The sequence below is a fragment of the Indolivaga macrotermitis genome, from assembly GCF_900128985.1.
Taxonomy (GTDB): domain Bacteria; phylum Bacteroidota; class Bacteroidia; order Bacteroidales; family Dysgonomonadaceae; genus Dysgonomonas_A; species Dysgonomonas_A macrotermitis.
Genome location: NZ_FQUC01000006.1, coordinates 46,845 through 72,066, shown reverse-complemented (window position 1 = coordinate 72,066; position 25,222 = coordinate 46,845). Strand labels below are relative to the sequence as shown.

16 protein-coding genes are annotated in these 25,222 nt (G+C 36.5%); 6 read left to right on the top strand and 10 right to left on the bottom strand.

The window, feature by feature from the left end; translation table 11 throughout:
- Positions 1–404 precede the first annotated feature (404 nt).
- Positions 405–1,007, top strand: coding sequence for a nitroreductase family protein (locus tag BUC12_RS09610; protein WP_062183523.1), 603 nt, complete (start codon positions 405–407; stop codon positions 1,005–1,007).
- A 61-nt stretch (positions 1,008–1,068) separates the two neighbouring features.
- On the opposite strand, the gene gldG is transcribed toward BUC12_RS09610, so the two are convergent.
- On the bottom strand, positions 1,069–3,468 hold the full coding sequence (gldG, locus tag BUC12_RS09605) for a gliding motility-associated ABC transporter substrate-binding protein GldG (RefSeq protein WP_062183522.1): 2,400 nt from the start codon (positions 3,466–3,468) through the stop codon (positions 1,069–1,071).
- Between the two features lie 258 nt (positions 3,469–3,726).
- On the opposite strand from gldG, the gene BUC12_RS09600 reads away from it, so the two are divergent.
- Both BUC12_RS09600 and mscL read left to right on the top strand, forming a co-directional pair.
- Positions 3,727–5,061: a hypothetical protein gene (locus tag BUC12_RS09600; protein ID WP_139262041.1), complete on the top strand. Its 1,335-nt coding sequence runs from the start codon at positions 3,727–3,729 to the stop codon at positions 5,059–5,061.
- Positions 5,062–5,126: 65 nt separating this feature from the next.
- Entirely contained in the window at positions 5,127–5,549 is a 423-nt protein-coding gene (gene mscL, locus BUC12_RS09595) for a large-conductance mechanosensitive channel protein MscL (protein WP_062183518.1), read from the top strand.
- A 66-nt stretch (positions 5,550–5,615) separates the two neighbouring features.
- Here mscL and BUC12_RS20455 read toward each other — a convergent pair whose 3' ends face one another.
- The 3 genes from BUC12_RS20455 to BUC12_RS20450 form a co-directional block, all read right to left on the bottom strand.
- The gene (locus BUC12_RS20455; protein WP_369402092.1) at positions 5,616–6,533 is read right to left on the bottom strand and encodes an acyltransferase family protein; all 918 of its coding nucleotides are present in this window, start codon (positions 6,531–6,533) and stop codon (positions 5,616–5,618) included.
- 100 nt (positions 6,534–6,633) lie between these two features.
- The gene (locus tag BUC12_RS09585; RefSeq protein ID WP_062183513.1) at positions 6,634–7,839 is read right to left on the bottom strand and encodes a pyridoxal phosphate-dependent aminotransferase; all 1,206 of its coding nucleotides are present in this window, start codon (positions 7,837–7,839) and stop codon (positions 6,634–6,636) included.
- 61 nt (positions 7,840–7,900) lie between these two features.
- The gene (locus BUC12_RS20450) at positions 7,901–8,854 is read right to left on the bottom strand and encodes an acyltransferase family protein (protein WP_369402091.1); all 954 of its coding nucleotides are present in this window, start codon (positions 8,852–8,854) and stop codon (positions 7,901–7,903) included.
- Between the two features lie 352 nt (positions 8,855–9,206).
- On the opposite strand from BUC12_RS20450, the gene BUC12_RS09575 reads away from it, so the two are divergent.
- Positions 9,207–9,788: a hypothetical protein gene (locus BUC12_RS09575; protein ID WP_062183508.1), complete on the top strand. Its 582-nt coding sequence runs from the start codon at positions 9,207–9,209 to the stop codon at positions 9,786–9,788.
- 76 nt (positions 9,789–9,864) lie between these two features.
- Here BUC12_RS09575 and rpsA read toward each other — a convergent pair whose 3' ends face one another.
- Positions 9,865–11,664 (bottom strand): 30S ribosomal protein S1, encoded by a 1,800-nt coding sequence (gene rpsA, locus BUC12_RS09570; protein ID WP_062183505.1) that lies wholly within the window; start codon positions 11,662–11,664, stop codon positions 9,865–9,867.
- Positions 11,665–12,211: 547 nt separating this feature from the next.
- Between rpsA and BUC12_RS09565 the strand changes: the two genes are divergently transcribed.
- Positions 12,212–13,525 (top strand): rhamnogalacturonidase, encoded by a 1,314-nt coding sequence (locus BUC12_RS09565; protein WP_062183501.1) that lies wholly within the window; start codon positions 12,212–12,214, stop codon positions 13,523–13,525.
- 184 nt (positions 13,526–13,709) lie between these two features.
- Here the strand turns inward: BUC12_RS09565 and BUC12_RS09560 are convergent, their stop codons facing one another.
- On the bottom strand, positions 13,710–14,651 hold the full coding sequence (locus BUC12_RS09560) for a cation diffusion facilitator family transporter (RefSeq protein ID WP_062183498.1): 942 nt from the start codon (positions 14,649–14,651) through the stop codon (positions 13,710–13,712).
- A 102-nt stretch (positions 14,652–14,753) separates the two neighbouring features.
- The gene (gene rho, locus BUC12_RS09555; RefSeq protein WP_062183495.1) at positions 14,754–16,640 is read right to left on the bottom strand and encodes a transcription termination factor Rho; all 1,887 of its coding nucleotides are present in this window, start codon (positions 16,638–16,640) and stop codon (positions 14,754–14,756) included.
- A gap of 268 nt (positions 16,641–16,908) precedes the next feature.
- Between rho and BUC12_RS09550 the strand changes: the two genes are divergently transcribed.
- Entirely contained in the window at positions 16,909–18,270 is a 1,362-nt protein-coding gene (locus BUC12_RS09550) for a tetratricopeptide repeat protein (RefSeq protein WP_062183493.1), read from the top strand.
- On the opposite strand, the gene tilS is transcribed toward BUC12_RS09550, so the two are convergent.
- Genes tilS through BUC12_RS09535 form a run of 3 tightly spaced genes read right to left on the bottom strand, consistent with a single transcriptional unit; the run spans position 18,247 to position 25,211 of the window.
- On the bottom strand, positions 18,247–19,566 hold the full coding sequence (gene tilS / locus BUC12_RS09545) for a tRNA lysidine(34) synthetase TilS (protein WP_062183490.1): 1,320 nt from the start codon (positions 19,564–19,566) through the stop codon (positions 18,247–18,249). The genes BUC12_RS09550 and tilS overlap by 24 nt on opposite strands.
- A gap of 15 nt (positions 19,567–19,581) precedes the next feature.
- A complete protein-coding gene (locus BUC12_RS09540) occupies positions 19,582–20,769 on the bottom strand; it encodes a class I SAM-dependent methyltransferase (RefSeq protein WP_062183487.1) in 1,188 nt (395 codons plus the stop codon).
- On the bottom strand, positions 20,766–25,211 hold the full coding sequence (locus tag BUC12_RS09535; protein ID WP_439645625.1) for a translocation/assembly module TamB domain-containing protein: 4,446 nt from the start codon (positions 25,209–25,211) through the stop codon (positions 20,766–20,768). Before BUC12_RS09535 ends, BUC12_RS09540 begins: the two co-directional genes overlap by 4 nt.
- Positions 25,212–25,222 lie beyond the last annotated feature (11 nt).

The window sequence follows — 25,222 nt, the reverse complement described above, 5'->3', positions numbered from 1 at the left end:
TAAGTAAAATTGAAAAACATGCTATTAAACATATTGGTAGATATCTCTGTAGTCTTATCGTAGCTGATATTTTAATATTTTAATATTGTTTGTTTTGTGTAATATGCTGTTATTTAGTGTTATATGTGATTGTTTTGTCTGGGGATGGTGAGGTGGTGTGAAATATTATTTTGATATATTAATCAATTTTATTTAGTTTTTCATAGCGTATATGTGACTAAATGATATTGTATCTCTGGTGGATAGGTAATCGTCGTAATGTCTATTTGCTAATCTAAAGGGCGTTTTGTTTATTTAGGAGATAATAAAATGCTACAAGTTTGTTTTTTCTTATATTTGTGATAGAAGAAAAGAATCATTTTTCTATTACTGGATATACTAATATTTTACAAAACAAATTAAACATGGCAAATAGTTTTAGAGAGGCGATGAAACATCGTCGTAGTTATTATTCGTTGACAAATTCATCATTAATTTCTGATAAAGAGATACAAGAGATTATAGAATTTGTTGTTTCAAATGCACCATCAGCATTTAATTCTCAGTCGACACGCGTTGTTTTATTGTTGGGTGATCATCATAAGAAATTGTGGGATATAGTAAAAGGTGTGCTGAAAGCTAAAATATCCGCAGATGCTTTTCAGAAGACTGAAGCTAAAATAGACGGATCTTTTGCCTCTGGTTATGGAACAATTTTATTTTTCGAAGATCAGTCGGTGGTAGAAGGCTTGCAAAAGGCATTTCCTTCATATAGCGATAATTTTCCCGGATGGTCTGTTCAGACATCGGCTATTCATCAGTTCTCTGTCTGGTCATTGTTAGAAGATGCTGGTTTTGGAGCTTCTTTACAGCATTATAATCCTATTATAGATGATGAGGTTGCCAAAGAATGGAACGTGTCTAAGAACTGGAAGCTAATTGCGCAAATGCCATTCGGTGTACCTGCAGATAAGCCCGGAGAAAAGGAAGTATCCCCATTAAAAGATCGTATTTTAGTATTCAAATAAAGTAATATCGGAGAAAAAATAATCAGAAAAGAATCTTACTTATTTAAGTAGGGTTCTTTTTTTATTTACTGTATTTCCTTTTTCTGTAAAGAGAGATTGTGCCAATTACTGTTAGTATCAGTATTACGGGTATACCGATGTTTAAGAATACATATTTATTCCGGTTAGTATATATTAGCTGCTTATCCAACAAATTCATTTGACGGGATTTGTTTCTCAATTCCATCCAGTTGTCATCATTTGCTAACCAGTTGACAGTATTTACAATAAAATCTCTGTTTCCGAATAGTTTACCTGTCAGCTGATCATACCCCATTGGTTGTACTTGCATACCTTCGTTTCCCGATTCGATCCCGTTTCTGATAATATCTGATGATGAAGCTATAACCATTTTGGTATTTTTGCTTTTTTCCAATATCCGGGTTGGTGCAGGAACAATATCTTCGGGTATGAGCCTGTTTGTAAAAGCAGATGAAAAACTTCCTTCTAACGAAAGCGCTACCGGTATGTATGATGTCTCGAAATATTTAGGGTCGGATTCGATCTTTTGGGTATCGAAGTCTATCATTTCAGGAACTCTTACAATATGGCTCCGGTTGGCGGTAGTCAGCAATACTTTTGGTATAATACCATTCGACTTATTTGTCAGGCTTATACTGCTGACAAACGAAGCTTTTACTTCTGCTATATCTTTTGTTATAGTATGATCATTGGAAGGCAATAGAATGGGGGAGTAGTACCATGGAAGCGCAGTGTACTGTGAACCGTCGTCCGAAGTAACCGGTATGCTTGTACAAAGGGCATCTTGTACGAAATCAGAGTTTATTCTGATGCCATATGTGAAAAGTAAATCGTCCAGATTTGTTTCATTTTTAATACTAGGCGATTGCCCCTTCTCTGTCAGGTCTTTGTAAGATATATTGGCTCCGTCGATAAGCCAAAGTATTCGCCCGCCCTGCATTAAGTACTGATCCAAAATAAATTTTTCGGTTTCGCTGTACTGTTCCTTTGGACCTGCGATTATAATGACTTTAAAATTATTAAGGACAGCAATATCATTGGTTATCTGTCCGCGGTTTACATTGTAGTATTTTGCTAAGGCATCTTCTGCATCATATACATAGGCTCTGGGGAGTTCTCCATGCCCTTCGATAAATGCAATGTGCTGCTCATTCTTATTTAGTAATAGCCGGATAGCATCAACAAACTGAAACTCCAGAGCTTCAATAGATGTGTTCAGATTCTCTTCGGCACTGTTTCCCGGAATATTTTTCAGTAGACTGACAGGCAGAGTATCCTGACCGTGAATAACCTGTGCATATGGATATATAAGGCGTTGGCTTACTTTTCCATCACGGTCGGCTTCATTGAGTTGAATTGCCGGCATGGACAGGTTTGCCATATATTCATGCAGTTTATTTTTCGGGATATCTAATGTCAGAGGATTTATTACTGAAACAGATAGATGATTATCAGCTTTTTCATTTAGGTTTTCGAGTAGTTCGAGAGTTGAAGTTTGTAACCGGGAAAAACCATAGTTGATGTCACCGGAGAGGTATATATTTATTTGTATATCAGGGTCTTTTACTTGTGGTAAATGGTGCATTAATTGTTCTGTATATGCACTGAGTGTATACCGTTTGTCTTTGGTCAAATCGAATCGTGCTGTTAAGAATGAAATACTGAGTATGATAATGAAACAAGAGATTCCTGTTATGCAGATAGGTAATATCCGTTTTTTAGGATTAATGTATAATATAATAAATGAGAATAGGATGATAATATATCCTGCAATCAGTATAATGTCGTTTAAGTAGATGATACCCTTTTGCATCCGGTCTAAATGATATGAAAGAGAGAGGTTCAGGAGTACTGTTTTCGCACTTACATCATTAAATAAGCTGCTAAGTAATTCACACCCATAGAAAAGAAAAAAATTTAAAAGAATAGCTATAACAAATGCTACAATCTGGTTTTTACTGAGAGATGAAGCAAAAATGCCTGATATTATAAATAAGGCTGATATTATAAATAAAGAAAAGTAGGTAACAATGGCAATTCGTAAGTCTATATTGCCAATAGGATTACCTAATGTATACAATGTATAGATGTACACTGTGGTTGTAAGTAATACAAGTGCAATAAATAGGAATGATGCTATCCATTTGCTTAGTATAATCTGATATGGATAAATCGGGCGGGAGTAAAGGTGTGCGAGTGTTTTGTTTCGCTTTTCTTCAGAAACAAGCCTCATTGTAAGAGCCGGAGTCAATATCAAGAGAAGAAATGCTGCTACTTTGTAAAAGGGATTTAATACAGCATAACCAGTATCTAGAATATTATAGTTACCGGGAAAAAACCAAAGAATCAATCCACATGCCAATAAGAAAACCAGAGCAAATACGAGACCTATGCTGGAGCAAATGATAGAAATCAGCTCTTTTTTTAGTAATGTTTTCATACTTGCGATATCATAAAACAGAAATGAGATTTCAAATGTAGTTCAAAAGTACTGATTTTCGAGTTAAAGCTGAAAAGAAAATCGACTGAAGGTACTCATCAAATAAGCAACTGTAACTAATTAATGATATATCTAAAAACAGTAATAACTTATAGTGTCCTGCACTTATTAAAACAATAAATAGGTCTGAGACCTTAATTCTTTTACCTTTATATATAAAATTACTTTTATCTTTGTAAGAGAGAGGAATTAAAATTTATGACAGTACACAAATATTTGAAAATAGGGATTGTTGGGCTTTTTGTCATATTGATTCTGGTCATTGGGATAATCATGCTTCGAAGATTGAGTCATGATAAACAGGTCTTTGGAGAAGATTTGTATATGTATATTCCGCAAGAGACACCGGCTTTGATACAGATAAATAAGGCCAAAGATGCAGACTTTTTCGGTCATCTGTTCCCTGAATTAGATAAAGTACTTGTTGCAATAAAGTCAAAAATAACATATCCACTTCTGATAGTAAAAGATGAGTCTCCTTATATAGTAACCCGGGTTACTTTTGAACAAGAGAAACTGATTAAAACAGTTTTGGACAAAGATCTATTTGGCGCTTTTCCTCCTAAAAAGAGAGTATATAAGGGAGTTAATATCTTTTTTTATCCATCTGTAAATAATGATTTCTTTGTATGCATGTTTTATAATGGAATTTTTGCAGGTGGGTTCAATTACAATTTTCTTGAAAAGATTATAGATACAGATAGTACTAATAGTATTCTCAATCATAAGGATATCAACGATCTGATAAAGGAGATGAATACCAACTATTCTGCTAATATGATCTTTAGATCGGATTCTGGTTTTCAGGCATTTAATGCAGCTGTTGAAAATCAAAGACTTCAGCTTTCCGGGTATATAAATAGTGATAGCATAGATTCTATCTGGGAGTGTAGTAATAAGCATAATGATTCGGTATCTGTTGATTGCTCGATATTTCCTGATCCATTATTATCATATAGTATCAACTATAAGGAAAGTTCTTTATCTAAAGACTTTGTCTGCTTTTTCGATCCCCCTTTATACGGGTTTTGTATCGATACAGTGAAACGGGCTCCGATATATGTCTTGAAATACAATACAGACAGGTTTGATATTTTTGAAAAGCTAAATCGTTTGGAACTTAGTTATATTCAACGAAAATTAAGCACCAAAGACATTGTTTTAAATAGGCAACATATTTATACTACATCGGTTAATCTCGCTAAAGAGGTTTTTGGTAAAGATATTCCAGTGGTTCTTACCTTTAATAAAGGATATCTGATCTTTACTACTAACCGGGATGTACTGATCGACTATCTGAAAGTTATAGATAACTCTCAAAAAAACTATGCCGAAGATAATGAGCTTAAAAATGAGATCGGTGACGAAGATTTTACTGTACAGTCATTTTACCATATAAATGATTTATCACAAGTTGGCAATGATGTCCATCTGGGATATTTATCCTTATTTAAGTATAGTTTCAAAACGGCTTCGATCACTAATACACGGATAGCCGATCGTCAGAAAGTAGATATCATTTTAAACAATTAGTAATAAAAGGTGTTATACAAACATTAGCAAAATTCAGTATACACAATAAATTAAAACTCTGTATTATGTCAATTTTTCAAGAACTTAAAGCCTTTATGATGAGAGGTAATGTTGTCGATATGGCTGTCGGTGTTATCATCGGTGGTGCATTTGGGCAAATAGTAACCTCTTTCGTCAATGATGTGGTAATGCCTCCGATTGGAGTTTTGCTTAATGGGGTAAATTTTACTGATCTGAAATTTGTAATCAAGGAAGCGTCTATTGATGCTGCAGGTAAAGAACTTCCAGCTGTAAGCTTGAATTATGGTAACTTTATTCAGATGGTTATTAATTTTGTTATTATCTCTACTGTTATTTTCTTTGCGATTAAGGGTATGAATAAACTCCAAAATAAGAAAGCAGAGGAACCTGCACCTCCGGCTGCGCCTAGTAATGAAGAAGTGCTACTTACCGAAATTAGAGATTTGTTGAGAAACCAGAGTAAATAATAGATAATAAAAAAGGTTACTGATATTCAGTAACCTTTTTTATTATCTATTTCGAGAGTGTTATTATTATGTCGGTTCCTTTGTCTGGGAGCTCCACTTATCAATATATTTATAAATCCAGTTTTGTATTAAATAAGAAACTCCTAATGTTATAGCTAGTGCTAGTATACATAAAATTGTTTTGGAGATATGGAGACTTGATTCTAATATTAAATATATCCTTTCATTAGTTAAATATATAGGCAAACTGTATAGCCCTAAAAAAGACAAGAATGGATACTTATATGACGAGAGAAGATTTAGAAGTTGAGAAATAATAAGAGTAAGAGGGAATGTTGTGAAAATAAGGCAATATCTGATAAAACGCCCATCTAATAAAGAGCCGATCTGGCTCGAATTTATGGCAATACCTATACATAATATACCTAACATTAAGGCTCCGCAAATGGCTATGCTTTGGATTTTGGATAACCTTACTTTCTGTTTGATTAAGAAACCAATATAAATACCCAAAAAGTAGTTTGGAAACCGGGTTATAGCTTCAGTCAAAAAGTTCGGGAAAAGTATACTTAATATTATAATAGAAATACAAGCTAAACAGACATTACGGAACATCGTTTTATTCGATGTGATCTTCAGAAAGATTGGAGTAATGAAGTACATTAAACAGATAGCTGGTATGAACCAGGGTGTATAATACTCATTACCTTTTGGAAACCAAAAATCTACTGTTGTCAGCACATAAAAAATAGAATTAACCGGATAGTGCAGACTATATATTAAATAGATTTGGATAACCAAAGAGATTGGTATATAAAGGGAAAAAATCCTGAGAAGCCTTTTCTTTAAAAAATCTTTGGTTGATGGATTTTTTGTCCACGAAAAGTATATACCAAGACCTGATACAAGAAAAAATATGTCAACACCACTAAAACCCATCCATTTTATCTCACTTATCAGAGGAACGTAGAAAACCAAAGGCATGTGATAAATTACAATCCATAACATAGCAAAACCCATTAACTGGGTTCTGTATTTACTTATAAGAGTGAGATCTAAGTACATTAGATGATTGGGGTTTTATTTAAGCTTTTTTCTGTTCTTTATTATAAGTTTCCAATGCTTTTTCTAAAACAGTAAGAGCACATCCTAAATCGTCTTTATTTAGAATATAAGCGATTCTAACTTCGTTTTTACCTAATCCGGGAGATGTATAGAATCCCGAGGCTGGAGCAAGGAATATAGTTTGACCTTCGTATTCGAAATCAGACAAACACCATTCACAGAACTTATCTGCATCATCTACCGGTAGCCGGGCAACAGTATAGAATGCACCCATAGGAATAGGTGAATATACACCGGGTATTTGGTTCAACCGGTCAATTAAGAACTTTCTGCGTTCGACATATTCTTCATATGTATCACGGAGGTAATCAGCATCAGCGTCAAGTGATGCTTCTGCTACGATTTGCCCGATTAGAGGAGGACTTAAACGTGCCTGGCAAAACTTCATGACGGCTTTCCGTAATTCCTTATTCTTCGTAATTAGGGCGCCAATTCTGATGCCACATTCACTATAACGTTTCGACACAGAGTCAATGAGAACAACATTATCTTCAATTCCAACCAGATGGCAAGCAGAGATGTACGGCGAACCTGTATAAATGAATTCCCTGTAAACTTCGTCAGAGAATAAATATAGATCATACTTTTGTACCAAGTGCTTAATTTGGTTCATCTCAGCACGGGAATATAAATAACCGGTCGGATTATTAGGGTTACATATCATAATTCCTTTAGTCCGTTCATTGATCAGAGCTTCAAATTTTTCTATTGGAGGAAGAGCAAAACCTTCTTCTATACTTGATGAGACAGCGCGTATTTTAGCTCCTGCAGAAATAGCAAACGCCATATAATTCGCATAGGCCGGCTCCGGAACGATTATTTCATCTCCGGGATTTAGGCATGCTAAAAACGCGAAAAGTACAGCTTCTGATCCTCCTGTAGTGATGATGATATCATCGGCGGATACATTGATATTGTATTTTGCATAATAGCCAACTAATTTTTCGCGATATGAACGATAGCCGTCACTTGGGCTATATTCTAATATAGTCCTGTCCAAATTATGAATGGCATCTATACCGGCTTGTGGAGTCGGTAGATCCGGCTGTCCTATATTCAGATGATAAACCTTCAGGCCTCTTGCTTTAGCAGAGTCTGATAAAGGAGCCAATTTCCTTATTGGAGAATTTGGCATTTCTATTCCGCGTTCAGATATTAGTGGCATATGTCTTAATTATTGAACAAATATAATGAATAAAGAGATACTTTTAGATATTGACCTTTATCTAAATTAATTTAGCTCTTTGTGCTTTCCTGTATTTGGCTATTATATTATCGCTAGCTCTTTGCCAGAAAATAGCTAAAGTTAGAGTTAATATTGTGATTATGATATTGGCTATCCACAAACTATTGATTTCATGATAGCATATGAAAATCAATTTTTCGTGAATAATATAGATGCAAAGGCTATATTTCCCAAAGAGGCTAACTAAACTAAGATGCGGATCTAACATCTGAAAAATCTTGGAAAAGATTATGCATAGAAATGGAGTAATAGAACTTGCCGCAACAAATATTATCGACTTTGAATAAAAGATATGTCTTATTTGTTCAGGAAACGGATATAATAGTATCATTAATCCGAAGATAAAGAATAGAAAACAGGCAGATGTTTCCAGATAGTTTAATTGCTTCTTTTTAGTAATTTGATATCCTATATATATTCCCAGAAAATATATAGGGATACGAGATATCATAAGTAGCAGGTATATATATTGGGTATAATATAAATTTATCAAGCAATATGTAATCAAGGTAATGATTATTATAACCCAAAAACCTTTGACGATATTTTTAGAGAAAATACTAAAAAAAGGAGGTGTGATCAAGTATAGGAATAAAATGAAGGGAATGTACCAATTGGTAATCAAAGGATCAAATATCTCAAATATATAAGCTAAAGATGATATGCTCCATATGAAGCTCGATATTTTATAGTTGTAAAATATAATACCAATTACAGCGAATAATATTGCTAATGATATATATGATGGTAATATACGTAGTATTCGCTTTTGATAAAAGTGTTTATAAGAAGGTTCTTTTTGCCACGAATAATATATCCCTATTCCGGAGAGGAAAACAAATACATCTACGCCTGCATAGCCAATACTCTTTATGCTTGTTATAATTGGTATTGTTATACTTATTTTTGTATGAAATAGCATAATCCATATCATAGCAGCCCCCATCAATTGAGTTCTGTACTTACTGATAAGACTAAGATCGAAATGCATCAAATTATTTTATGGTATATTATTATTGTCTGATTAATAGCTAGAAATTTGATATTCTGTTGCTTTAGCTTACAAAAGGGTTTAACGGAATAAATAATCCTATCTTTCGTAATTTTCCAATCGTTGCAAATATACAAAAAGTAAAGGGTTTCGTTTCTGCTTGTGTTATTTTTCATTGTAAATTCGATTTTAGCGTTACGGCTGTTTATTACTAGAAGTAATAAACAACAAAACTTTTAACTTAATATGTTTGTTTAACCTTTGTTTGTCAGAGTAAACCCATATAAAAGAAAGTATGAAAATTTCCGATAGTGTATTAAAATATTTTTTGTATATCTCTTTAGTTTTAATTGGAGTTGTTGTTGGAATTGCAATACGGCATTATTATAATTTACCAATTGCTGAAGCTATTAATATAGTAGATCTGGCGACTCTGGTTGTTACTGTATTTCTGGCGGTATATATTCCGGAAGTATTAGACCAAAAGCTTCAGGTAAAACGGGATAAAAAAGACTTAATCGAAAAGAGGGTAGAGGAGTTGCAGGCTTTGTACCGAAAGATTAATCTGATCGTACAGAATGAGGAGAAAATGGTTTCTCGAGACTTCCTTATAATCAGAAATACGCTGGATGTACTTCAGCACAAGCTCGATACTATTGTTACATTACTCACTTATTCAAACCTCCATGTTTCATTTGCTTCAGATATTGCAAAGATAAAGGAGCTGACAGAAAAGCATAAGAGGTTGCTTTATTCAGACAGGATGGAGGATGAAGGATTTTCTTATTCGGAAACTGTAGAGAAAGAAGAAGAATTACTATATAATAAAATTGACCAGACTACTTCATTATTGGTATTTAAGCTTAGCGATGCCTGAGAAAGGTAGATATATCATAAAATAAAAAGACCGCTATGTTTTATAGCGGTCTTTTTTATAATATAAGAAATGATTCTTATTTAGCGTCTCCAGAAAGTTTATCTCTCAATGCTGCAAGTTCTTCGATATCACCAAGGGTAGTTTTTTCTGCCGATGTTGATGTGATTTGTGCAGGCTCATCTTTCTTAGAAGCTTTTCTTGAGGATCTCTTTTCAGAAGCATCGCTTCCGCCTTTTTCTTCTTCATATACTTTGCTGTGAGAAACGATGATTCTCTTAGAATCTTTATTGAATTCGATAACTCTGAATTCAAGTTTATCATCTACCTGAGCTTGAGTTCCGTCTTCTTTCACCAAGTGTTTAGGAGTAGCAAAACCTTCAACACCATAAGGAAGAGAAATTACAGCACCTTTGTCAACTAGTTCAACAACTGTTCCTTCGTGGATCGAACCTACTGTAAAGATAGTTTCAAATACATCCCAAGGATTTTCTTCCAATTGTTTGTGACCTAGGCTTAAACGACGGTTTTCTTTATCGATCTCTAAAACTTGTACCTGAATATCAGCACCGATCTGAGTGATTTCACTTGGGTGTTTGATTTTCTTAGTCCAAGAAAGGTCTGAGATATGGATCAATCCATCTACACCTTCTTCGATTTCAGCAAATACTCCGAAGTTAGTAAAGTTACGTACTTTAGCAGTATGTTGGCTTCCAACCGGATATTTTTGTTCGATATTTTCCCATGGATCTGGTTTCAATTGTTTGATACCAAGAGACATTTTGCGTTCTTCGCGGTCCAGAGTCAAAACAACAGCTTCTACTTCGTCGCCCACTTTCATGAAGTCCTGAGCGCTGCGTAGATGTTGAGTCCAGCTCATTTCTGATACGTGGATAAGACCTTCTACACCCGGAGCGATTTCGATGAATGCACCGTAATCAGCCATTACAACTACTCTACCTTTCACTTTGTCACCAACTTTAAGGTTAGCGTCAAGAGCATCCCATGGATGAGGAGTAAGTTGTTTTAGACCAAGAGCGATACGTTTTTTGTCATCATCGAAGTCAAGGATAACCACGTTGATTTTTTCATCCAATTTAACCACTTCTTCAGGATGTTGAACACGTCCCCAAGAAAGGTCTGTAATGTGGATAAGACCATCTACGCCACCAAGGTCGATAAATACACCGTATGAAGTGATGTTTTTAACTGTTCCTTCAAGAACCTGACCTTTTTCAAGTTTAGAGATGATGTCTTTTTTCTGTTGTTCAAGTTCAGCTTCGATAAGAGCTTTGTGCGAAACAACAACGTTTTTGAATTCGTGGTTGATTTTAACAACTTTGAATTCCATAGTTTTGTCAACGAATACGTCGTAATCACGGATTGGTTTAACGTCGATTTGAGATCCCGGAAGGAATGCCTCAATACCGAATACGTCAACAATCATACCGCCTTTAGTACGGCATTTGATGTATCCTTTGATAATTTCATCTTTTTCAAGAGCTTCATTAACACGTTCCCAAGAACGAGAAGCACGTGCTTTTTTGTGAGAAAGGATAAGCTGACCTTTTTTGTCTTCCTGGCTTTCGATGTATACTTCTACTTCGTCACCAATTTTCAGATCAGGGTTGTAACGGAATTCATTCATAGAAACAACACCGTCTGATTTGTAACCGATGTTAACAACCACTTCGCGTTTGTTCATCGATGTTACTTTACCCATTACCACTTCTTTATCATTGATTTTGTTCAATGACTGGTCATAGGTTTCTACTAATTCTTCTTTACTTTTAGTAGAAAAGCTTTCGCCTTGTTCGTAGGCATCCCAGTCGAAATTATCAACCGGTTGTACATTTTTTAATTTGTCAGATTCAATCATCTATTCGAGATCTGAGTCCAGCTCTGATCAGTAACTTTAAATGGTTTAACTTAAAAATAGTGCTCTAAAAGCGGTGCAAAGATATATGTTTTTTTTGACAATTCAATGGTTTATAGGCTTTTTTGTTATTACCGGACTTACTAAACAGAGTGACACAATAGCGTGTACTCCCGTGTCACCTTCGTGTATAATCTGTCACTTTGTATGTGTTTGAAAAACAGTGTGTAATGTGAAATAAAGTGACAAAGGTGACAAAAGTGACACGTTTTTTGATCTTTTATATATGTATATATCATATCAGGTCCCGATTGGTTTACTTATAGATAAAAATTGAGAAAAAAGAATCTGTTGTGTCGCGAGTGTAAGTTGTTTATTATTAGGTGAATGCCTGATTTTCGGGTAATATAAGTCAAATACTCCCCCTTGTTATCAGGTAAAAGTCCATGCCTTTGTACATTATAACATGTATATAATAAATAAAATAAAATAGTTTTGTATTCTGAACTAGGCTAACTGTATTGTATCACAAAAACTAAGATAAAACAACATGAAATTATTAACTTTATTATTTGCTGTGGCTCTCAGCCTACATGTGTCTGCACAAGAGTTATTTCCGGATGGAACTCCTATTCCCGATTGGTTTAGGCAGAATGAAATCCCGGAAGTTTGCACTCTGGGTAAGACTTTCCGGATAACAGATTATGGTGTATCTCAGGACAGTTCGGTTTTACAAACTGAGAAAATACAAGCTGTTATAGAAAAAGCCTCTCAAGAGGGAGGTGGGGTGATAGTTATCCCTCAGGGTACATATCTTAGCGGGTCGCTTTTCTTCAAACCCAATACGCATCTGCATCTCGAAAAAGGAGCTGTGTTGAAGGGTAGTGATGATATAAGTGATTTTGCAATTGTACCAACCCGGATGGAAGGACAAAGTCTCGATTATTTTGCAGCTTTGGTAAATGCTGACGGGGTTAACGGATTTACGATTACCGGAGAGGGTACTATTAACGGTAACGGATTACGTTACTGGAAAGCCTTTTGGTTGCGTCGCAAGTTTAATCCTAAGTGTACTAATATGGATGAAATGCGTCCCCGCTTAGTTTATATTTCCAATAGTAAAGATGTGCTTTTGTCGGGCGTAAGGCTGATCAATTCTCCTTTCTGGACTACACACCTTTATAAGTGCGAAAATGTGAAGCTTCTGAATCTCTATATTTATTCGCCTTACGCACCTGTTAAGGCTCCTAGTTCCGATGCTATAGATATCGATGTATGTACAAATGTGATTGTAAAGAATTGCTATTTGTCTGTAAATGATGATGCTGTTGCATTAAAAGGAGGAAAAGGACCGTTGGCGGATAAAGATGCAAATAACGGAGGAAATAAAAATATTATTATTGAAGATTCTACATTCGGGTTCTGTCATAGTGCACTGACTTGCGGTAGCGAATCTATTCATAACCGGAATATAATACTCAGGCGCATTAAAGTTGAAAAAGCACAGCGGTTACTTTGGCTGAAGATGAGGCCCGATACTCCTCAGAATTATGAGTATATTCTGGTGGAAGATATAACCGGTAGTGCCAACAGTCTATTGTATATTAAGCCATGGACGCAGTTTTTTGATATGAAAGGACATACCGAAATGCCTATGTCATATTCGAACCATGTTACGATGCGCAATATTAAATTTGAATGTGGAGTTCTGTTCGATGTAAATAATTCGGATCAGTATAAATTATCCAATTTCACATTCGAGAATTTTGATATAACTGCAACCAAAAAATCAGAAATCAATACAGATTATATTCAAGACTTTAAATTAAAAAATATACAGGTAAATGGTAAAAAGGTGTTTTAGTCTCGCCGATCTCTGTTAAAGTAAACCCCGAAGAGTTAAATTCTTCGGGGTTTATTATTGTATATATGTCTATCTATCGGTTTCTGAGGGAGTATTGATTAATAGCCAAAAGTAAAAATCGTTTTTAACTACTGACCCGTATTATTTATATCTACTAAGAGAGCAGGCAAAAAGAGCAAAAACCTTAATGCCCCATATCACAGGTGTGTACACAGGTCTGAAAATTATGTCCTTCCATTTGTACTGTAATATGTGTGATTCCGGTTTCTTTTTTGATTGCTTCAGTAACCTTTGTCAGAAGAACATCCCTGTCTATACCATCGGATACAGCCAGATGGGTTGTAAGAGATTGGAACTCCTGTGTAATCATCCAGATATGTAAGTCGTGTATATCAATAACTCCTTCTATCGATTTTATTGATTGGATAACATGTTCTGTATCGATGTTCGAAGGTTTACTTTCCATCAGGATATTAACCGAATCTTTGAGTATATGCCAGCCACTGTACAGTACAAGAACCGATACTATCATACTGGCAATAGGGTCGGCTATGTACCATCCGAAAAAGATTATTAACAGAGCTGCTATTATGGCACCGACCGAGCCTAATAAATCTCCGATAACATGCATAAACGCACTTTTTACGTTCAGGTTTTCTTTTGTTTCTCCACGGGATAGTATCCAGGCTACTATAATGTTGATAATTAATCCTATTGTAGAGATGATGATCATACCTTTACCAATAACATCGGGTGGAGATGATAATCTCATTATGGCTTCGTACAATATGTATATAGACAGAACCACCAGAGCTATACCGTTGAGCAATGCCGCCAGTATCTCGAATCTTTTATAACCATAAGTTTTGTCGACGGTTGCTGCCCTCTGACCGAATATTAAAGCTGCGAGGCTCAATCCCAGAGCAACAGAGTCCGATAGCATGTGTCCGGCATCGGAGAGTAATGCAAGGCTGTTGGTAAGGATACCGCCGATAAATTCGACCACCATAAAACCTGCTATAAGGCAGAAACTTATAGTCAGTGCTTTTTTGTTTGCGTTATGAGCATGGGAATGTCCGTGGCTGTGCCCGTCTCCATGATATTCGTGCGTATGATTATGTGACATAAATTCAAACCTTTAAAGGATGTGCATACAAAGAAAAGAAGGATCATTGTAAAAAACAACGATCCTTCTTTTTATTTAATATAGGTTTTCTATAAAACCGGATTAATCATTCATCGAAATCAAAAATTCTTCGTTGTTGATTGTCTTTTTCAATCTGTTTTCAAGGAACTGCATTGCCTCTACCGAATTCATATCCGACAAGAAGTTGCGAAGTACCCACATGCGGCTAAGCGTATCTTTGTCGAGAAGCAGATCGTCGCGACGGGTGCTCGAAGATATGATATCCACAGCCGGGAATACTCGTTTGTTAGACAATTTACGGTCTAACTGAAGCTCCATATTACCAGTACCTTTGAATTCTTCGAAGATAACATCATCCATTTTAGAACCGGTTTCGGTAAGGGCTGTTGCTATAATTGTCAGAGAACCTCCGTTTTCGATATTACGGGCCGCACCAAAAAAACGTTTGGGTTTGTGCAGGGCATTGGCGTCCACACCTCCGGTCAATACTTTACCCGATGCAGGTTGTACTGTATTGTATGCACGTGCCAGACGGGTAATAGAGTCTAGCAGGATAACTACATCGTGACCACATTCGACCATACGTTTGGCTTTGTTCAGAACAATTTCGGCGATTTTTACATGACGGTCAGCCGGCTCATCAAAAGTTGAAGCTATAACCTCTGCATTAACACTGCGTTCCATATCGGTAACCTCTTCAGGACGCTCATCGATAAGAAGTACAATCATATATACTTCCGGATGGTTGTTAGCTATTGCATTCGCAATATCTTTCAATAATGTGGTTTTACCGGTTTTAGGTTGAGCCACGATTAGTCCGCGTTGTCCTTTTCCGATAGGGGAGAACAGGTCTACCACACGGCACGAAAAATTATCATTACGTCCGTTTGTTAATCTGAACTTTTCATTCGGGAAAAGGGGTTTCAGGTGATCGAATGGTACACGATCCCTCACTTCATCAGGACTGCGGCCATTGATTTTATCTACTTTAACAAGCGGAAAGAATTTTTCTCCTTCTTTCGGTGGACGGATAGGCCCTTCTACAATATCTCCGGTTTTAAGTCCGAATAAACGGATTTGTGATTGGGAGATGTATATATCGTCCGGCGATGACATATAGTTATAGTCGGAAGAACGTAGGAAACCATAACCTTCCTGCATAATTTCTAATACACCTGTAGCCGAAAGTATACCGTCGAATTCGAAAGGCTTTTCCTGTACTTGGGGTGTATTATTAGTATTATTGTTCGAAGTATTATTGTTGTTATTGTTGGTTTGTGGTTTTTGGATCAGGCCTTGTATAGTATTATTATTATTACTATTGTTATTATTGTTAACCTGAGCGCTTGGTTTTGGAGCCGGATCGCCAGTCTCCAGTACATCCGATTCAACTTCGAGAGTAGTAAGAGGCGCTAATGCGGGTACTTCTGCCTTAGGTTCGTTTACTCTCGGTTTGTTTGACTTAAACACAAGTTGTGTCGGCTTTTGAACCTGAGGTTTGTTAGCTGGTTCCGGATTGTTCTCTTTAGGAGTATTTTCCTTTGTAACCTGAGGTTTAACAGGATTCTCTTCCGCAGCCTTTTGTTGAACAGGCTTATTAGTAGCAACAGGTTTTTCGTCTTTTGCTTTTGCTTTTTCGGGCTGTTGTACTATTGTTTCGGGTTGATTTACCCTGGCAGCTTCTACTTTGGGTGCAGGGTTGCTGTTTTTAGATTTAGGTTGGGCGGCCAGTTTGTTATTTTTCTTATCCGCTCTCTCCGGCTTTTTCTTATCCGAAGCCTGACTTTCGGCTTTGTAGCTTTCTGAATTTTTGTTTTTAGCTTCAATAATGGCCTGTTCATCCAGAATCTTATAAATAAGCTCGTCTTTTTTATAAGCGTCCGGACGTTTTATTCCTAATTCCTTAGCCAAGACCCTAAGTTCAGTAGTGAGCTTTTCGTTAAGCTCAAGAATGTTATATATACGCATGTATATCTATAATGTTTTGTTATTTATATTTTTTGGTATGACACAGAGCAGATTTACTCTATTATAGTTTTTGATGCAAATAAACCGGATACAATTGAAAATGTTTCTTGAAATACAAGATAATAACTGTAGTCTGTTCTTAATAGTGATACAAAATTAGCAAAGTTTTTTCTAAAAACAATTTTTTGCCAAAATATTTGATATTGTTATTTTTTATATTTGATAATTGTGGTTTAATTCGTAGATTTACTAAAAAATAGTAGATTGTATGCGTAAAATACTTTTGATTATAGTTTTAGCAGGTAATGTATTGACAGGCCTATACGGACAGGAAAGTGAAAAGACTGTAGATTATTATGTCGAAAACTATCAATTCCAAAAAGCTTTGGATGAGATATCGAAATATCCTGACTCGAAAGAGTTAAATCTTAAAAGGGTAATTTGTTACAAGGCTTTGAATAGATATTCGGAGGCTATACATGTTTTATCTCGGTTAGAGACCGATTATCCCGATGATAAGCATATCAAGATAGAGCTTGCCCGGTGCTATCAGGCATTGTCCGATTGGGATAAAAGTTTGTTATATTATAATATATTGGTAGAAAAAGATTCTGTTAATATATATTATAGGATACAACGGGCCGATTTATTAATGAAACAGGAGCGGTTTGTGGATGCCTTATCCGAATACAACCATTTAATAAACAACTATGGAGTCGATAATATGTTAAGCCGGTCTGCATTATGCTACGAAAGACTAAATAATCAGGATAGCGCAAAAGTGTATTATGCAAAAGCATGGGGTAGGGATTCTTCGGACGTTTTTTCGGTTTCGAGCCTCATTAATTTAAATATCAAAACAGGAAAACAAACATTCAAGGATGCAATACAACTATCTGAACTTTATGTTAAACGGGATTCGACAAATAAGCAGGTAAACGTCTTGAATGCACTAAGCTATTATGCAGCAGATGCATATGAAGAGGCTGTAACCCGCTTCAGTAGATGTTATTCATCCGGAGATAGTTCCCTTGTTGTTCTGAGAAGCTTGGGGCTGTCGTACTATTCGCTGGGAGACAGGGATAATTCGTATTATTTTTTACAAAAAGCATATAAAAAAGATTCTACCAATATCAATGTTTTATACGCTTTAGGTGTCACTGCAAATGAGAAGCAAAACTATCGCTTAGGTACAGAATGTTTTGAAACGCTGATTGAACGTGTAATTCCTGCCGATTTCACCTTATATCAATATTACCGGAATCTGGCAATTGCATATGAGGGTCAGAAAAAGTACCAGCAAGCAGTAGACAATTATAGGAAAGCTGTGGAGTATGCAAATGATAACCAACGGATGTACCTGTATTATACTATTGTATCGATTTATGATGTTGACTTGAAACTACCTCAAGAGTCATTAGAGTATTACGGATTATATAAACAATCCTTGCAATCTTATTATGAAGGATTATTCAGTAAAGAGCAAACTAAAGAAATTCAGCAGGAAATAAATATAACAAAAACTAAGTTAGATGCCTTGGATAAACACATCGCACGTTTGAAGAAATCACTGGGGTTGGCTGATAACAAAAAGAAAGTAATAGTATCAACGGTGCAAATCAATCTTTAATACTTCTATAGTTTTGTCGGTAATTTTGAACCGGTCGTCGGCTCGTTCTCCTATTATCCAAACTATATCATCGACCGAACATAACAACCATATGTTTTCTTTTTCTATCAGGCTGAATTTCCGGTCTGTAAAGTAGTCACTGACTTTTTTACGCCCTTTCATTCCGAACGGAACAAACTTATCTCCTTTTTTCCATTTACGGATGATAAGCGGAAAAGCCAGCTTACCTTTATCCAGATATACAGTATCGGGATTACGTTCTATCTCAAGATTTTTTTGCTTGCGGAACGATTCTAATGAAAGCTTGACAGGCTCTACTGTTTCCGTTTCATTTTCAAATAAGGTGTATATCCGGTTTGTCTTATTTGCCAGAGAGCCGATAATAAAAGTGTTACGGTCTTTTACAACCTCATAATTAGCCGAATAAAAAACTTTACCCGACTGACCGTTTATAGATTCGTATATATTATCTACAGTTGGGGCATTAAAGCCTAAGGGAAATAGTATCTCGAACAATATTGTTTTGGGTTCGACCTGCTCTTGCAGTATATCTATATTTATAACATTATTTGAAAGAACAGCCTTCTTTGCCTTTTCTATATACGATAAATATATTTTTTCGGTTTGAGCCAGATTTTCGGAAGTCCTGCCTATCGCCTGTATAACTGAGGGATTGATCGTTTGAAGCAATGGTAAGACATTTAACCTGATCTTATTACGGGTGTAAATATCTTCTTTATTGGTACTGTCTTCAACGAATGGAAGCCCTTTGTTGTCCAGATATTTTAATATATCCTCCCTATAGATGCAAAGTAACGGGCGGATTATATTCCCATTGATAGGAGCAATTCCTGTAAGTCCCCGTACACCAGTTCCTCTGATAAGGTTTATCAATACTGTTTCGACCGAGTCATTCTGATGATGAGCTACGGCTATTTTTTCTGCTTTATATTTTTTTCTTATTTTCTCGAACCACGCGTACCGGAGTTCACGTGCTGCCATTTCCAAAGAAATAGACTCTTCTTTTATGTATTTCTTAGTATTGAAACTAGCCGATACGTATTGCACATTGTATTGGGTACACATTTTCTCCACAAAATATTCGTCACGATACGACTCCTGGTCACGCAGGTGAAAATTGCAGTGTGCGACAATACATTCATATCCCAGATTATAAAGAATGTCCAATAGGGCAATAGAATCTGCTCCGCCACTTACACCAATTATCACCTTGGCTCCGTTGCTTAATAGATTATTGTCCTGAATGTATTTCTTAACTTTTGAGGTGGTTTGCATATTTAACCTGAAAACTTACTGGTATATGACCTTTTCACACAAAATTAGCACTTTTTTTTCATTGACAAGGGTTGTCGCAAATATATAGTCATCACCTCCTTCTTTGAGCTTAGTCTGTTTTCGTATCTCTGCGACTGAGAAAGGGTAGTTACGCGTACTTATATTTGCCTGTGGCATAGAAAGGTATTGCTTGCATTCTTTCTTGTTGGGAGCCAGAGTCTTTTTAACTCTGAAATGCCTTCCCGGAAAACTTTCGATATAGGTATCCGATGTATATAAGTGGCTGTTGATATGTAACTTCTGAATATTGAACCGTTCTGAAATTAATTTAAAACATCCGGCTTTCAGCATTGAGGCATTCGGTTCATACAGATATTCTTTAACTGTATCTGTGTATGTTGCCGTAGCTTGCGGCTCTTCGCTTTTCTTATAGATAAAACTATCGGTGCAATTGCCGGATATATTAATACAGTGCAACTGTGTTTCTTTGGGTTTCTGTTCTTTTATAAAAAGGAGTTCTTTACATTCGTTATTGACACTGATTATATGTACATCGGTAACATTAGTCAGCGACTGTAAAGCCAGAGTAATATCAAGCATTGGCGATAGCTTGATTATTGTTTGTTTACCTTTTTGATTTAACAGATCGTCTATTTCAATCAAATTAGGTGTACAATCTTCAATCAGTACCGTTTTTCGCCCCGAATTACTTCTACGGGCAGGATCGATATAGATAGTATCCCATATTCTGTTAACTGATTCTATATATTTAACTCCGTTATTGTTGATAACAGTGATTTGGGGCAAGTCTAATACTTTGAAATTAGCTTCCGCCAGTTTGCACAATTGTTCCTGTATTTCTACATAAGCAGCAGAGTTTTTGCCGCGTGCCATAAATGAAATATCTACACCTAGTCCGCCGGTAAGGTCGATAACATTATCGCCTGTAGCAAGCGTAGCTTTGTATTCGGCAGTAGACTGTGACGAGCATTGTTCCATCGAAAGATGAACCGGATATACTATATCTTTATGAGTATACCAAAGAGGGAGCTTATATCTGGCTGTTTGCCTGCCTGCTATCTGCTGAATAGCAACCTGCATATCAACCTGGGGATATGAGTGGGCTTTTAGAGCCAGAGCCCTGATGTCATCATTCTCGTGTTCATCGATAAACTGTTTGGTTTCGGGTGAGATATCAATCATTTTTTCATTTTCACAATGTCGTGTACACTCGGTATGGAATCGCTGCGGAGTGTATCTTTCTGGACTTTCTTCGGACGGGCAAATAATTCTCTCAGGCTGTCGAAGTCTTTTTTGTACAGAATACCTATTCCCTGGGTCTGGACTCCGTTTCCTCCGTTACTGCCGACATAATAATATTTTTCGTTGTAGTGGTTGTATGCTTTCAACCGCCATGTGCCCACTCTGTTGAGAAGTACTTCTATATCTATATCTCCGATAAAGGCATCCTGGGTCATAGGATTGTCGCGGTATCCGAAATTACCGTTAAAGAGTACGCGGTCGTTAAGTAAACGGCTTGATAGTAATAGTTCTACCTCGGTACTCGAGAATTCCGAGTCGCTGGTACGTATGTTCGTTCCTATCTGCCAGCGGTCGTCTATCTGGCTTAAGATTTTACTTAGTTGGGCTGAGAGCGTAGCAGAAGCTACAGCTGCAAGGTCTGATGTCTTTTGCTCTGTTACCGCATAGTTTGGGGTATAGAATTTAGACAGAAGCAACAGATAAACAATCTGCCTGTTTATCATATCTTCGGTACTCATCAGGCTCTTTACCTGACGTTGTACTTCGGGGTCTGCCGAAGGAAGTTCTATATCTAACTTAACGTTTGGTCTGCGTAAGGCTCCGGTAATATTCAGTAAACAGTTAACCGGAACACTGGCTTGCCCCGTAGTGCGTGCCAGATTTTGATCAAGGTCATTAAGATTGGCAATAACCCTGTAGATAGCTGTAATATCTATATTTGCCTGAAATGGATCGCCTCTGAACTGAACGCTGCTACCATCCTGTATGGTAAATTTGCGCTCCATGATCTTTTGGAAAGTAAAGTTGTACGAACCTTTATTGATCATGTAAGTACCGTATAACATTGGTTCTTTATTTGTACCCCATGTAAATTGCAATGCTCCACTACCTGAGCCTCGCAGACGGTCGCCTCCAACGGGGTCCATAAGGACTTCGACTGTTGCGTCGGGGGTTGCATCAATATAGAAGTCCATATTAATTTCCATTTCCGAATCGGTTTGTATCCGGCTCAGTTTAAATTTATCTTCTTTATTCTCAAGAGAATCGCTGGGGGATTCTTTCGTTTTATATTTAACAAACGAATATTCTTCTACCGTTTCCTCCATAAAGTTCATGTAAATATTCGTATTGCTGTTGGTACGCATGTTTCCATTTATGTCGACAACCCTTTCGTCTCCTTTAATAACCCCTGTTCCTGATCCGAAAAGGGTTCCGTAAATCATCGGATTCTGTTTTTCGGGAGCATTGTAAAGCATAAAGTTATCGCCTTTCAGGTCGACATAGTACATAAAGTTAGTGAAATAATCGTGTACCACCCTGCCGCTTATTAGAGCAGTGTTGCCATGTATATCATGAAAAGCAACATCACTAAAGTAGATCAGGTCTTTCTTCATGTGAATGGTGTCGGTAAATGTGTAGTAGGTATTTAAGAAATTAATACCCAAGCCTCCATTTTCGATAAAGGCTGTACCTTCTACTGTCACATTTGAGAAGTTTCCGGAGAGGCGCACGTCACCATGTCCTACTCCCTGAATATTATTGAACAAGGTTGCCACGTACTTGTTGAGGAATGCGATATTTACTTCTTCCGAATCGAAATCGATAGATAGCTCTTGCGAAATAGGATTGATATAGCCATCTATTTTGGTTATTTTATTATTCTGATTGGTGATAGAGCCAACCATGTTTACAATTTTTGTCTCATTGTCCAGACCACTGTTTAAACTTAAGTGTCCGAGTACTGTATTGTTGAAGGCAAAATCGTCGACCTCCAGATTAACTTTGGCATAAGGTTGTCCGTCTATGGTTGATACTGCTAATTGCCCACTAGCCGAACCTCCGAATTCCAGAGCGCTTATAGCCAGTGTTTTAAAAACGTAATCCAGATTTATATTCTGAAGTTTAACAAGCAGTACCTCGTCTTTGTCTTTGGTCGAAAAGGTTCCGTCAATACCTAACCTTTGATCGTTTTCGGTACTGTTTATTACGAAATTGGATACATCAACTTTGTCTGGTACTATTCGTATATGAGAATCTCCAATATTCCAAAGAGTATTATTTAAAACGAGTTCTCCTGCTTTGAAATGTATATCGGTCTGTAAAAATTTGTTGTCAGGTCTCGAAAAAGTAAATGAATTAGATAATTCACCTTTTAGCCGGCTCTCATCCTTGTTCAGGAATAAAGTGTGTACATCAATAACGTCATGACTGATCGTAAGATCAGAAGAGAGATTATTCAATGTCTGGTTTTTGGTGACGAATGTTCCGGATATATTTGATTTTATATCATCGGCATTGTTCTCTACGAGAAAATATCCCGATTGAATTTTGCCGCCGCCTGCCGCTAATGACGGTAAAAAAGCTTCGAGCTTGAATCGTTCGATATTGTTATTATAATATCCGGTAATTTTAGATGGGCTGAAAATTGTTACCGGAAGTTTAAATATACTGCTGACGGCTTCGGTGTTATTGATGATAAACTCGAATGTCAGATTGTTTTCTTTTATTTTATGTCTGGGATTCTCCTTGTAGTTGATAAGTGATGGTAGGTATGAATTCAGGGAGCGTTTTACACTTTCGGCGATAGTCGAAAAAGAATATGCCCCTTTGATCTCTCCGTTTATAATATCCGACTGAATGGTTAAACTGCGTTGGGTGTCTTCTCCTGAAGCTTGTATAATAAAATTATCCATTTCTAACCGCTTGTCAGGTTGCAGGAAACGGATGGAGTCTGCCTTGATATAACCTTGAATGTCGTCAATCGACTTCCCTGTAAAATTGGCATCAATAACGAGGCTCAGATATGACTCCTTGTACTTATCGCTGAGGTTCAGTTTATCGAAACGTACATTTTTTAATCTGGCATCGAAGTTCAGTTCCGGATCTTTTTTCGATAAATCAAATAATCCGTTGATATTGAATATACCATTTTCATCATCAAGAGCTACACCTCCGTTTATACGAAGCCCATCGTATTGCCCATCCAGCTTTATATCGTGGTATGTATATTTTTTGTATGTGAATTTGCTGATGGTGCCGTCTACATCTCCTTTGAGATGGCCTTTGTTGGGCTTGTTTACATTAACGGACAGATCGAACGAAATATCATCCAAGTCTTTATTTTTTAGTAATTCTCCCAGTTGGAAGTCTACGGTGTGAACTTTCCCTTTGAAGTAAGATGCAGTATGTTCGTCAGGATTGAAGCCGAAATCGAGGAGAGCGGTAACAGTACCCGGCTGGGTTGAGATATTACCGATAGCATTCAGTTTTTTGAGATAACCCGATATATTACCATTAAAGGATATATTACCTAATTGATTGAGTATTGCCGGTAGTTCTTTTTTTGTTTCAGAAAAATTATTGATAATCTTCGATACTCCTTGTTCCGAAACGGTTAACTTATTTACATAGCCTGATATCCATAACTTCTCTTTGTCTCTGAAATTATTAAGAGCACCTTCTGCCGATAGGTGTAATTGATCTCCATAGTCCAGAGTGAGGTTCGATACTTTTATACTGTCTAAAGTTCCTTCTATGTCGGTTTTAAATAATATTCTGTCTTCGAAGTATTTAAATGCCGGGACTAGAGGTGCGATATCCTTGAGCGCGATATACGAAGGTGCTATTTTCAAGTCAAATACAGCACGGTCTATTATGCTTTTGGCGGATATTGAATCAGAATAGTTGATTTCGCACTTGTCAAACTGAAGCATCGATTTAGGCAGGCTCAGTTTAAACCCTTTTACAAACAAACGGTCATTTTGAGTAATAACACGTACGATCAGATTATCTATTTTCAGTCCGCTTTTATCTTCGAGTTGAAGTTTTTTTACCTCGAGATTTAAAGAGTCCGGTTCAAGGGATTTCAGTGCGAATTTAGCATTCAGGTTTTTAACATCGATATGATTTGCATCGAATTTATCTGTCATAACGGGTTTGTCCTTAATATCGTATCTGAAGTGCCCGTTGTCTATATTAATCGAATTTATTTCGACCTGGATTTTAGCATTGTTACTTTCCTGTTTTGGTTTGAAGGCATCAATAATAAATTGAATATTCAACGGCGCTTGTGCACTGTCTTTAGCCAGATTCACCTCAAAATCAGAAAGCCGTGCCGCATTAAATACCAATTGTTTATTTAAAAGAGGAAGCAGGTTAAAGTCTGCATAAATCTTTTCAGCCCTCAGTATTGTGCTATCGTTACGATCGTTTAGATAGACGCCATTTAATTGGATAATATTAAATGGCTGAATGTATAAAGACTCGATATCGAGATTAGTTTGCAGTTTGTTTCTCAGTTCGGCTACTATACGCTCTTTGATATAGTTCTGTACCCATGGCATATTAAGTAAGCCGTAGACAAGTAATACTAGTCCTAATATAATGCCTAATG

Excerpts from the sequence above, each read along its gene's own strand:
- mscL (WP_062183518.1), top strand. The coding sequence starts at position 5,127 with ATGTCAATTTTTCAAGAACTTAAAGCCTTTATGATGAGAGGTAATGTT.
- BUC12_RS09600 (WP_139262041.1), top strand. The coding sequence starts at position 3,727 with ATGACAGTACACAAATATTTGAAAATAGGGATTGTTGGGCTTTTTGTC.
- BUC12_RS09610 (WP_062183523.1), top strand. The coding sequence starts at position 405 with ATGGCAAATAGTTTTAGAGAGGCGATGAAACATCGTCGTAGTTATTAT.
- BUC12_RS09575 (WP_062183508.1), top strand. The coding sequence starts at position 9,207 with ATGAAAATTTCCGATAGTGTATTAAAATATTTTTTGTATATCTCTTTA.
- BUC12_RS09540 (WP_062183487.1), bottom strand. The coding sequence starts at position 20,769 with ATGATTGATATCTCACCCGAAACCAAACAGTTTATCGATGAACACGAG.
- gldG (WP_062183522.1), bottom strand. The coding sequence starts at position 3,468 with ATGAAAACATTACTAAAAAAAGAGCTGATTTCTATCATTTGCTCCAGC.
- BUC12_RS09565 (WP_062183501.1), top strand. The coding sequence starts at position 12,212 with ATGAAATTATTAACTTTATTATTTGCTGTGGCTCTCAGCCTACATGTG.
- tilS (WP_062183490.1), bottom strand. The coding sequence starts at position 19,566 with ATGCAAACCACCTCAAAAGTTAAGAAATACATTCAGGACAATAATCTA.
- BUC12_RS09560 (WP_062183498.1), bottom strand. The coding sequence starts at position 14,651 with ATGTCACATAATCATACGCACGAATATCATGGAGACGGGCACAGCCAC.
- BUC12_RS20450 (WP_369402091.1), bottom strand. The coding sequence starts at position 8,854 with ATGATATGGATTATGCTATTTCATACAAAAATAAGTATAACAATACCA.
- BUC12_RS09550 (WP_062183493.1), top strand. The coding sequence starts at position 16,909 with ATGCGTAAAATACTTTTGATTATAGTTTTAGCAGGTAATGTATTGACA.
- rho (WP_062183495.1), bottom strand. The coding sequence starts at position 16,640 with ATGCGTATATATAACATTCTTGAGCTTAACGAAAAGCTCACTACTGAA.
- rpsA (WP_062183505.1), bottom strand. The coding sequence starts at position 11,664 with ATGATTGAATCTGACAAATTAAAAAATGTACAACCGGTTGATAATTTC.
- BUC12_RS20455 (WP_369402092.1), bottom strand. The coding sequence starts at position 6,533 with ATGCCTTTGGTTTTCTACGTTCCTCTGATAAGTGAGATAAAATGGATG.
- BUC12_RS09585 (WP_062183513.1), bottom strand. The coding sequence starts at position 7,839 with ATGCCACTAATATCTGAACGCGGAATAGAAATGCCAAATTCTCCAATA.